Source organism: Peribacillus sp. NPDC046944 (assembly GCF_050272735.1).
GTDB lineage: Bacteria > Bacillota > Bacilli > Bacillales > DSM-1321 > Peribacillus.
In genome coordinates this window covers 447,624-458,973 of sequence record NZ_JBNNML010000004.1, presented here as the reverse complement: position 1 = coordinate 458,973, position 11,350 = coordinate 447,624, and the positions used below count along the sequence as shown (strand labels likewise).

The following is an 11,350-nucleotide window of genomic DNA, read 5'->3' as shown; positions in this document are numbered from 1 at the left end:
TACGCTCGACGAAAAATCGAGGTAGAGAGTGTTTTTGGTCATATCAAGGGCAATAGGTCGTTCCGTCGCTTTTCGCTTCGGGGCTTAGCGAAAGTACAAACGGAGTTTGGCATCGTAGCCATGGCACATAATTTACTGAAGATAGCTGGGTTACGTCAGCTACTTTCAGTAAATTATTATAGAAATAGAAAAACAGGTGGAGAAAAACAACTCGTTTTTCTCCACCTGTTTTATTTTAGGGACTTATTAGACAGCCCCTTTTCATTTTCACATCACCCTTTTAAACATCTTTTCCATTTCGTAAATTGAATAGGAGATGATGATGGGTCTTCCATGCGGACAGGTGAATGGATCGGTTGTTCGCCTTAATTCATCAAGAAGGGCTTGTATTTCATCGTTACGGAGGTGGCGGTTGGCTTTAATGGAGGCTTTGCAGCTCATCATGATGGCCGCCGCTTCACGCAGTTTTTTTATGTCCACCTTTTTCATCGACAATAATTGTTCAATCATGTCTTCAAGGATTTCCTGTTCAATTCCTTTAGGGAACCATTGTGGATGGGACCGGACGATAAAGGAATTGTAACCGAATTCCTCTAAAAAGACGCCGACCTTTTCTAGCTCATCCTTGTATTCATTGATTCGAATTGATTGATCGGTCGAAAATTCTAACGTGATCGGAACGAGCATATCCTGTAGCTCATTTTCGACACGACCAACCTTTTCTTTGAAATATTCATATTTAATCCGTTCCTGTGCAGCATGCTGATCGATGATATACAAACCTTTTTCGTTTTGGGCGAAAATATAGGTGCCATGCATTTGTCCAATTGGATACATAGGAGGTATGCGGCTTGAAGCATCTTCCTCCTCTATTTCTTCCTCATCCTCTTCGACTGTATATGTTGTATACCCTTCAGCGGATTCGAACAAGGACCTTTTTTCTTCTGGAGGTATGACAGGGATAGAGGCCTCTCCCATTTGCATTCCATCTTCACTGCTATATATTAATTCATGCATGGTATCAATATCCTGGTTATCATCGATAGATTCCACTGGAACTTCTTGCTGTTGTTTTTCTCGTATCAAGGTATTCTTTAGTAGGGATGCTTCTTTTTTTGCTTCTTCAAGAACTTGCCTTCCTCTTTCTACGACATGGTCTAAGCTGAGAGACGTCTGCTCGCTTTTAGGCTCCTCTTTCTTTTGTGACGGCGTGAAACCGCTTGGAATCAAGGAAAGTTTCTTGAAAGCTGATTTAATCGTTTCCGATACTAAGGCATATAACTCTTGTTCCTTACTAAGTCGCACCTCTAATTTGGACGGATGTACATTAACATCGACCAAGATTGGATCCATTTCAATATTCAACAAAGCAATTGGGAAACGTCCAATAGGAAGGAGTGTGTGGTATCCCTCCAGGATTGCCTTAACAAGAACATAGTTTTTTATAAATCTACCGTTAATCATCGTCGAAATGTAATTTCTGGAGGCACGGGTGACCTCGGGCATTACGATATATCCGGTTATAGTGAAGTCCAAAGACCTCGTCTCTATCGGAATCATCTTTTTGGCGATATTCATTCCGTAGATTGCGGCCAGTACTTGCCGGACATCTCCATTACCATTTGTATGCAAAATACGCTTCTTATTATGCGTAAGGCTTATCGAAACGTCAGGGTGTGACAAAGCCAGCCTGTTCGTGACATCCGTAATGTTTCCTAGCTCAGTATGAATCGTTTTTAAATACTTCAATCGTGCCGGTGTATTATAGAAAAGCTCGGAGACCGTGATGTCCGTCCCTTTTCGGCTTGATGAAGCCTCCAATTCACGAATGATCCCCCCTTCAAGCAGAATTCGGGTTCCTGGCCCCTCTCCCGTGCTGCTTTTCATTTCAAAATGGGAAACTGATGCGATACTTGGCATGGCTTCACCACGGAACCCGAGCGTCCGAATCCGAAACAAGTCATTTTCATCTTTTATTTTACTTGTGGCATGACGTTTAAACGCCGCTTCTACATCGTCGGCCGTCATTCCATCTCCATTGTCTATGATCCTGATGGACCCAAGTCCGGCCTCCACCAATTCAATTTCAATGATGGTACTGTTGGCATCTATGGCGTTCTCCACTAGCTCCTTCACGACTGAGGCAGGACGTTCAACCACTTCGCCAGCTGCTATTTTATTCGATAAAGACTCGTCTAGCTGTATGATTTTCCCCACTTTTATCGCCTCGCTTCAATTATTTATTTCAATTTCTTATGCAATTTATAGAGTATATTCATCGCATCCAGTGGTGTCATTTCTAGGATATCGAGCGATTTGATATCATCAAGCACTTTTTTTTCCTTAGCTGATGAACTGGTTTTTCCCCTTGGAACTTCTTCTCCGAAAAAGGAAAGTTGCGACGCTTCATTTACAACCGTACCATCCTTTTCTTTAGATCCTTTAGGAACATCTATATCTACTACAACAGCTGACTGTGAAGGTGTTTGCGTCACTTGTTCATTATCACTTTCAAGTTGCGCTAAAATGGCAGCTGCCCGGTCAATTAACTGTTTTGGAAGGTTGGCAAGCTTGGCAACATGAATACCATAACTTTTATCGGCTGGTCCCTCTTTTATTTTATGAAGGAAAACGACATTCCCATTCTGTTCGATTGCACTTACGTGGATATTTTTCAGTTTAGGAAGTTCCTCTGATAACACGGTCAATTCATGATAATGTGTTGAAAAGAGTGTCTTTGCACCGATTTCTCCATGAATATATTCAATGATTGCCTGCGCTAACGCCATACCATCGTAAGTGGAAGTTCCTCGTCCGATTTCATCGAATAAAATCAAGCTGTTTTCCGTAGCATTCATGATGGCATTTTTTGCTTCGAGCATCTCGACCATGAAAGTACTTTGCCCCGAAATGAGATCATCCGCTGCACCAATTCGAGTGAACACTTTATCGAAAATCGGCAGTTCCGCTGAGGTCGCCGATACAAAACAACCGATTTGGGCCAAAATGGATGTCAACGCAATCTGACGCATATACGTACTTTTACCCGACATATTAGGTCCTGTAATCAAAAGTAGCTCACGGTCGCTATCCATAAAACAGTCATTTGGAACATACTCTTGAGAATGCAGTACTTTTTCGACAACAGGGTGGCGTCCTTCCTGTAAGGCTATTTTACGATTTTCAGAAAAGACCGGCTTTACATAATGACGCTCTTCACTGATCGTTGCAAAGCATTGGAGAACATCAAGTTCACTGATGCCTTTCGCAAGCTCTTGTAAACGTGGGATATAGCTTTTCACCTGTTCACGGAGGCTGAGGAACAGATCATATTCAAGACCGATGCTTTTCTCTTCGGCTTGTAAAATCAAGGCTTCCTTTTCTTTTAGTTCAGGTGTGATATATCTTTCAGCATTGGTCAAGGTTTGCTTCCGTTCATACCGTCCCTCTTCAAGTAAATGCAAATTGGCGCGAGTCACTTCAATATAATAACCAAATACTCGGTTATAGCCGATTTTCAATGATCGTATTCCGGTACGTTCCCGTTCCTCCCGTTCCAGCTGAGCGATCCACGTTTTTCCGTTTCGGCTGGCATCTCGATATGTATCCAGTTCCGAGTGGAAACCATCTTGGATAATGTTCCCTTCCTTAACGGATAACGGTGGATTTTCCACTAATGCCGTTTCAAGTAAATCGGTCACTTCCTCACAGGGATCCAGCTTTTCGGCGAGAGCTGTTATATCGCCATTGGAGCCCAAGGATTGGACGATTTCACGAATGATGGGTACTTGTTGGAGTGAACGTTTCAACTGGATTAAATCACGTGCATTGACATTTCCAAACGCCACCCGGCCCGCAAGACGCTCTAAATCATATACTTCCTTCAAGCGCTCGCGCAAATCTTGACGTTCGAAGTAGTGATCCTTCAATATTTCCACAAGGTTTTGTCTACGTTCGATTTGCAGTCGATTGATGAGTGGACGATCAATCCATTGCTTAAGCATCCTGCCTCCCATCGCTGTCTTCGTCTCATCCAAAAGCCATAATAACGACCCTTTTTTTCCTTTGGAACGGATGGTTTCCGTCAACTCCAAATTACGCTTGCTATAATAGTCGATTTTCATATAATGGGACGTTTCATATGCAAATACTGGCTGCAGGTGATCTAGGCTTCTTTTTTGGGTACGGTATAAATAATTCAATAAACGCGCAGTCGTTTGAGCTTGCTTATCTTCTTTCAACAGTCGAAACAAAGAAACGAACGACTCACTTTGCTCTAAGTTATCCTCAAGGGAAAGTGCTGCGGCACCCCGTTCCTGCAATTGCTTTTTCCATTCATCGTTAAAATCCGTTGCAATGACAACTTCGCTGGCACCAAGGTTTGCAAACTCATTCAATACCTCTTCAAAACTTTCAATCAACGTGACCTTGTTTTCACCTGTCGACAAATCGTTGTAAGCAAAACCGAATTGCCCATCTGTAAAGGACGTGATGGATGCAATGTAATTATTTTCTTTTTCCCGAAGTCCCTTACTATCCATTTTGGTTCCCGGTGTAATCAGCTGGACAACTTCCCGGCGGACGACCCCTTTTGCTTGTTTAGGATCCTCTGTCTGTTCACAAATGGCTACCTTAAAGCCTTTTTCTATCAAAATATCAATATAATTGGGAGCCGAGTGATAGGGAATGCCACACATGGGAATTCGATTTTCCGTGCCACCCTCCCGGCTCGTTAATGTAATCTCCAGTTCCTGTGAGGCATTCAATGCATCCTCAAAAAACATTTCATAAAAATCCCCTAAACGGAAAAATAAAAAGGCATCCTGATACTCTGCCTTGATTTTTAAATATTGTTGAATCATTGGTGTATATCCAGCCATTCTTTCAAAACCTTTCCAAACTATAATCTGTTATTTATATATGTCATTTATTATACCATACGGGATAGCACCTTTCCTGTATTCGCTATTACAAGAAAACATGCATAATACACTGTTTTTTTCCTTTTTATAAGGGGATTTAGGACGCCGAGGAGCTTATGCGGGTAATAAAATACTCTACTAATTTGGCCTGTCCTTCTTTTAACGTAAATAAGACCGGATGAAGGGAATGTCATCCGGTATTGACTATATTAAAGTATTTTACTCATCTTCGAATTCATCAAGGAAATCCGGATCTAAATCTTCGAACTCATCATCATCAAAATCTGAGCCCCAGTCATCTTCACAGCGGCCATCTGGGCTTACAGCGACGCAAATTTTCGTTTCGCCAACGACCTCCACAAAGAATTCTCTTTCCACATGAACAATGATCTTTTGTCCACATGGGGAGATGGATGCTTCTAAACAATTCGGCTGTTGGACAGCTTGTGCTACGATTTCATGGTCATCATGACAATCTGGATCACGGTATTTTAGCGAAATCACGTCGGTATATTGTACTTTTTCAGTGACAACTTCCGTCTTTGAATTATGGTTATATGAATACCAAACGTTGATTTCGTAGCTGCCGTGAATTTCTACCTTTTTGCCGACTTTCTTGGCATCGTATTTATGGTTGATGATCCAACAACCTAGAATGCTAGAAGGATGATGAGCCGGGCAAATGGTGTGTGAGGACTTTGTGAATTTACGTCCCTTGGCCACCACCGCTTTAGTTATTATCTCTCTATATTGTGACATGCTAGCGAACCCTCCTCATACAGTTTCCATTCATCCTATGCGTGGTAAAAGTCTAGTGTGCGTAGAATTTTTAATATCTGAAAACTGCTGTAATGTTTAAATCTAGGTTATTTTATGCACCAGTTTTGGGATATGTGTCACGAATGGGCGCTGTATAAGGGTTTTTGAAACATAAAAAAGCCCTTCTGCATCCAGAAGGGCTTTCCGAAAATATTATGAACAACCTCCGCCACCAGCCTGTACCTTTGATCCTGTCTCACCACGAAGGATATCACCTTCAGTTGATTCAATTATCAAATCCGTCACCTTATTGGATACTTGCGAAGAAACCATTTGAAGAAGGTCGTTGACATCGACTTGGGATTGCTTGAACTCCTGGACGATTGGAAGCTCATCCAACTGCTTTTCAAGGGCATCGATTTTCGCCTGAACTTGCCCGTATGCTTTTTCTTTTCCATAATGTTGGAAGTTCACAGCTTGTTTTTGTAAGCTTTTGATACTGGCAATCATTTCACGTATCTTTTGGTTTTCATTAATATGAGCCTCAGCCCGTTTAAAGAAATCCACTTCTTCCGTGCTGGCAATCATTTCAGCTAGCTCTGCCGCTTTTGTTAAGATATCGTCTTTTGTATATTTTGTCATTTTAATCCACCTCTATCGCTGTCGCTTCTTCAACCATATCCCCATTCAATGACCATGTTTTCGTGTCGATGATTTTCACCTTGACGATTTGGCCAATCGCGGACTTTGGTCCTTTGAAGTTCACTAGCTTATTTTTCGTAGTATACCCTGCTAATACATCTGGATTTTTCTTACTTTCACCTTCCACGAGAACTTCTACAATTTGCCCATTGTACTCTTTCATTTTCAAAGCACATGTTTCGTTCACAAGGGCATTTAAGCGTTGCAGACGTTCTTTTTTCACTTCCATCGGGACATTATCCTGCATTTTTGCTGCAGGCGTTCCTTCTCGCGGAGAGTAAATATACGTATAAGCAGCATCAAATCCAACTTCCCGGTATAAAGACATCGTTTCCTCGAAATGTTCTTCCGTTTCATTTGGATAACCGACAATAATATCCGTCGTTAAAGATGCACTAGGAATTGCTTCCCTAATTTTTCTAACAAGCTCTAAATATTGTTCACGCGTGTATTTACGCGCCATGATTTTAAGCGTTTCCGTACTTCCCGATTGAACAGGAAGATGGATATGATCCACTAAGTTACCGCCTTTAGCAAGAACTTCAATCAAATGATCATCGAAGTCCCGGGGATGACTAGTAGTAAAGCGAATCCGCGGGATATCTATCTTACGGATTTCATCCATCAAGTCACCAAGGCGATACTCCATGTCTGTAAAGTCTTTTCCATATGCATTCACATTTTGACCGAGGAGGGTGACTTCCTTGTAGCCCTGTGCCGCAAGATGACGAACCTCCTGAATGATGTCTTCGGGACGGCGACTCCTTTCTTTTCCTCGTGTAAAAGGCACGATGCAATACGTACAGAATTTATCACAGCCGTACATAATATTGACCCATGCTTTTGTTTTCCCTTTACGTACTTTAGGAAGATTTTCAATCACATCCCCTTCTTTGGACCAAACTTCAATGACCATCTCTTTTGAAAGATATGCCTCATTTAGGATTTGTGGTAGTCGGTGGATATTATGTGTACCAAAGATCATATCGACAAAATGATGTTTCTCAAGGATTCTTTTAACGACCGATTCTTCCTGGGACATACAGCCGCAAACGCCCAACAGTAAATCTGGTTTTTCCAATTTAAGTGATTTTAAATGCCCTAGTTCCCCGAATACTTTGTTCTCCGCATTTTCCCTTATTGCGCAAGTGTTCAGTAAAATGACATTCGCATCGTCGACTGTAGTGGTCGGTTGATATCCGAGTGCCGTAAAGATACCCGCCATGACTTCAGTATCGTGCTCATTCATTTGGCAACCGTATGTACGAATAAGAAATTTCTTACCTTCTCCCATTCCTCGGAATTGTTCAGGAATAGCAAAGTCATCATGATATTCTACATTTTCTTTTCCTCGTTTTTTAGCATCCTTCAAGGAAGGCGGTATATAAACTGCCTGAAAGTACTTACTGTAATCCTTTTCGGATTTTTTGTCCGCTGGATTTTCATTCTGTACTTGTTGTAATTCTAATCTTTGTTTCTCGTTCATGTTAATCTCCTTTCAAAATAGTTAGTTTATTTAACGTCCTAACTATTTCCAGACCCGCATGCTAACCAGGTTTTTTGTTCACTTACCTATTTCATTCATGTGTAAATATTTGCTTTTAAGTGTGATATATCCACATTAACATAGTATAAAGCTTTTACCAGGAAGAAACAATCATTCTGTCAATCCTTTAGCGTTTGTTAGAAAAAATTCACAAAAAAGGTAATAAAATAATAAAAATAAACCCTGAATTTATTACCCAAAACTTTTTCACTACTATCGACAGTCTAGGTCTATCGTACATTTTCACTATATAGGACATAGTCCTATAACATCCTGTCCGCTCTTGAATAAGATATCTCGTACAACAAAAACAATTTAAGGAGTGACTTATATGTCATGTTCTGGAAATAATAATAATAATCACGATCATCATCGTAATAACGACGATAATAGCAGAATCGAAAGAGATTTCTGTCGTGCGGTGAGGGGTTGTCAAAGACGCGACAATGACCGCGACGACCGCCACAACGACAACAACAATCACCATCACCACCACCACCACCATAACAACAATAACAACAATAACAACAACTGTTGTTGTAGAAGAAATCGTTGTAATTTCTTCTCTTTCGGATGCTGTAACCGAGGAAACCGCTGCGGATGCAATAACGGTTTCTTCTAAGCCCTACTATTTAGGTAGCACCATCTTCTAGCGTGCTGTCTCCTCATTAGAACGCTTGGTTATTAACCACAAAAAAGGTTCACCCCAAATTTGGGGTGAACCTTTTCACGCTTACATAAATTCTTCAACAAGTTTATCAAAATGAGCCTGATCTAGAGTTAAATCAGATTTATTCAACGCTTCATCGGCATAACCTGGAATTAATTCCTGATACGATGACCGTGAAGAATCTTGATAAATGATCCCAGTCACAAGACTGTCATGCTTCATTAACGTATGCATGGCCTGTTCTTTATTTGTGGAATCATATCCTTCAATCGTGCTTAATTTTGTTAAGTTTTGTTTGAACCAATCGTACGTATTGATTTTGTTGTACGTAACGCATGGCGAGAAAACATTAATAAAGGAGAACCCTTTATGGTTGATTCCAGCTTCAATGATTGCAGTTAAGTCTTTTAAATCCGTTGAAAAACTTTGGGCGACAAAGGTAGCTCCAGCCGACAAAGCTAATTCCATCGGAGAGACTGCCCGCTCAATTGATCCTTCAGGCGTGGATTTCGTTTTAAATCCAGCAGCTGAACGTGGGGAAGTCTGTCCTTTAGTTAAACCATAAATTTGGTTATCCATAACGATATACGTTATATCGATATTACGACGTATTGCATGTATGGTATGTCCCATCCCGATTGCAAAACCATCGCCATCCCCACCGGAAGCTATAACCGTCAACTCGCGGTTAGCCATTTTCAATCCTTGGGCAATCGGTAGCGAACGACCATGAATGCCATGGAAACCATAAGATTTGATGTAGCCTGAAATCCGACCTGAACAGCCGATTCCAGAAACCACAGCTAAGTTTTCCGGTTCCAAGCCTACGTTGGCTGCTGCACGCTGCATGGCAGCCTGAACGGAGAAATCCCCACAACCAGGACACCAATTAGGTTTTACATCATTTCGAAATTCTTTAAATGTTGCCATATTCGAACATCTCCTTGCATTGTGTGTGAATTTCATGCGGGAGGAATGGGTTGCCGTCATATTTTAGGATGCTTTTAATTTTATTTACATGCCCGACATTCATCTTGATAATATTAGCCAATTGTCCAGTCGCATTATTTTCAATTACTACTACTTTCTTAGCTGATTGCACTAAAGAAAGAACTTCATCAGCAGGGAATGGATGAATCAAACGAACTTGCGCATGATTCACTTTTATTCCATCCGTTTCCAAACGGCCGATAGCTTCATCTATCGTTCCCCGGGTAGAGTTAAACCCTAGGATTAACAAGTCAGCCTCTGCGTGTGGTGCATTTTTGTAAACGGGTGTATTGAATGTGTTCGCTAAATTGCTAAGCTTACGCATCCTCTTATCCATTTGTGCTACACGATTTGCAGCTGATTCAGAAGGCTTCCCTGTTTCATCATGCTCTACACCCGTAACATGGTGAATTCCGTTTTTCATGCCTGGAACGACACGAGGAGAAACTCCATCTTCTGTTACTTCATAGCGCTTGAAATATGTTTTTTCTTGAGGGCCTTCTATTTCCGTGTCCAAAAGTTTACCACGTCTGATTTCCACTTTACTGTAATCTAGCGGTTGCACGGTCTGCTTACCCAATGATAGCTGTAAATCGGATAAAATGATAACCGGACATTGGTATTCCTCAGCAAGATTGAAGGCTTCAGCCGTATCATAAAAGGCTTCCTCAACCGTACTTGGGGCCATGACGATTTTCGGTATTTCTCCGTGCGTCCCATAAATCATCGCCATTAAGTCAGATTGTTCTTGTTTCGTTGGAAGTCCGGTAGAAGGACCGCCACGTTGTGTATCTACAATAACAATCGGAGTTTCTGTGATTCCCGCTAAACCGATTGCTTCCATTTTCAATGAAAGACCTGGTCCGGCAGAAGCTGTAATAGCACGAACACCACCGTAGTTAGCCCCGATTGCCATCGTAGCTGCAGCGATTTCGTCTTCCGTCTGAATGACGGTACCACCCACTTTAGGCAGTTTCTTGATTAAATACTCCATGATTTCCGAGGCTGGCGTAATCGGATAAGCAGCCATAAATCGACATCCACCGGCAACTGCACCTAGTGCGATTGCGTCGTTACCAATCATGAATAAACGTTTTTGACCATCCGCTTTTTCAAGTTCCATAGCGCCCACTTTTTCACCAAGCAATACTTCCATGGCTTTATAACCAGCAGTAATCGCATCCATGTTCTTTTTAACGATTTCTTCACCTTTACGGCCGAAGATTTCATCAACAACATCATTGAACACGGAGATTTCCATGCCAAGTACAGCACAGGTAGCTCCGATTGCCACCATGTTTTTCATTAAAGAAGTACCCAATTCAGATGCGATTTCCGTAAATGGGACTATATATAACTCTGCCTTTGTATCTTCAGGGCAGACAGGTTTAAATTTTGCATCAGCGATAATGATGCCGCCTTCGTGTAGTTCTTTATAATTGACGTCTATTGTTTCTTGATCGAAAGCAACTAAGATGTCTAAATCATCTGAGATAGCACGAGTTTCAGAAGTACTTACACGAATCTTATTATTCGTGTGTCCTCCCTTTATTCGAGATGAGAAATGACGGTAGCCATACAAGTAATAACCTAAGCGATTGAGGGCAATACAGAATATTTCTCCTGTACTTTCAATACCTTCACCTTGTTGTCCGCCAACTTTCCATGAAAGTTGATTGATCATGTCTTACACTCCTTTAGAACGTTCGTATATAACTGCTATTTACCTGTACCTCTCTTCAGAACGTTCAATATGTAAAT

10 protein-coding genes are annotated in these 11,350 nt (G+C 41.4%); 2 read left to right on the top strand and 8 right to left on the bottom strand.

Going from position 1 to position 11,350, the window contains the following annotated elements; translation table 11 throughout:
* Window positions 1–309 (top strand): transposase (locus ACQKIC_RS10495; protein ID WP_427668618.1); only part of this gene is annotated, 309 nt, incomplete at its 5' end.
* Here the strand turns inward: ACQKIC_RS10495 and mutL are convergent.
* The 6 genes from mutL to ACQKIC_RS10465 form a co-directional block, all read right to left on the bottom strand.
* Window positions 268–2,217: a DNA mismatch repair endonuclease MutL gene (gene mutL / locus ACQKIC_RS10490; RefSeq protein ID WP_427591151.1), complete on the bottom strand. Its 1,950-nt coding sequence runs from the start codon at window positions 2,215–2,217 to the stop codon at window positions 268–270. The genes ACQKIC_RS10495 and mutL overlap by 42 nt on opposite strands.
* 23 nt (window positions 2,218–2,240) lie before the next feature.
* Complete coding sequence (gene mutS, locus ACQKIC_RS10485; protein ID WP_427591149.1) at window positions 2,241–4,880, bottom strand: DNA mismatch repair protein MutS; 2,640 nt, start codon at window positions 4,878–4,880, stop codon at window positions 2,241–2,243.
* Window positions 4,881–5,141: 261 nt separating this feature from the next.
* Window positions 5,142–5,681 carry an outer spore coat protein CotE gene (locus tag ACQKIC_RS10480; protein WP_402868478.1) on the bottom strand — a complete coding sequence of 180 codons (540 nt, stop codon included), beginning with the start codon at window positions 5,679–5,681 and terminating at the stop codon, window positions 5,142–5,144.
* 213 nt (window positions 5,682–5,894) lie between these two features.
* Window positions 5,895–6,323, bottom strand: coding sequence for a RicAFT regulatory complex protein RicA family protein (locus tag ACQKIC_RS10475; protein WP_402868476.1), 429 nt, complete (start codon window positions 6,321–6,323; stop codon window positions 5,895–5,897).
* A gap of 1 nt (window position 6,324) precedes the next feature.
* On the bottom strand, window positions 6,325–7,869 hold the full coding sequence (gene miaB / locus ACQKIC_RS10470) for a tRNA (N6-isopentenyl adenosine(37)-C2)-methylthiotransferase MiaB (RefSeq protein WP_427591148.1): 1,545 nt from the start codon (window positions 7,867–7,869) through the stop codon (window positions 6,325–6,327).
* Window positions 7,870–8,263: 394 nt separating this feature from the next.
* A complete protein-coding gene (locus tag ACQKIC_RS10465) occupies window positions 8,264–8,395 on the bottom strand; it encodes a hypothetical protein (protein ID WP_427668616.1) in 132 nt (43 codons plus the stop codon).
* Here ACQKIC_RS10465 and ACQKIC_RS10460 point away from each other — a divergent pair.
* Window positions 8,376–8,582, top strand: coding sequence for a hypothetical protein (locus tag ACQKIC_RS10460; RefSeq protein ID WP_427591146.1), 207 nt, complete (start codon window positions 8,376–8,378; stop codon window positions 8,580–8,582). The two genes, ACQKIC_RS10465 and ACQKIC_RS10460, sit on opposite strands and share 20 nt — an antisense overlap.
* Before the next feature lie 80 nt (window positions 8,583–8,662).
* On the opposite strand, the gene ACQKIC_RS10455 is transcribed toward ACQKIC_RS10460, so the two are convergent.
* Window positions 8,663–9,529: a 2-oxoacid:ferredoxin oxidoreductase subunit beta gene (locus tag ACQKIC_RS10455; protein WP_402956367.1), complete on the bottom strand. Its 867-nt coding sequence runs from the start codon at window positions 9,527–9,529 to the stop codon at window positions 8,663–8,665.
* The gene (locus ACQKIC_RS10450; protein ID WP_402956365.1) at window positions 9,516–11,273 is read right to left on the bottom strand and encodes a 2-oxoacid:acceptor oxidoreductase subunit alpha; all 1,758 of its coding nucleotides are present in this window, start codon (window positions 11,271–11,273) and stop codon (window positions 9,516–9,518) included. The genes ACQKIC_RS10455 and ACQKIC_RS10450 overlap by 14 nt, the downstream gene beginning before the upstream one ends.
* Window positions 11,274–11,350: the final 77 nt, after the last annotated feature.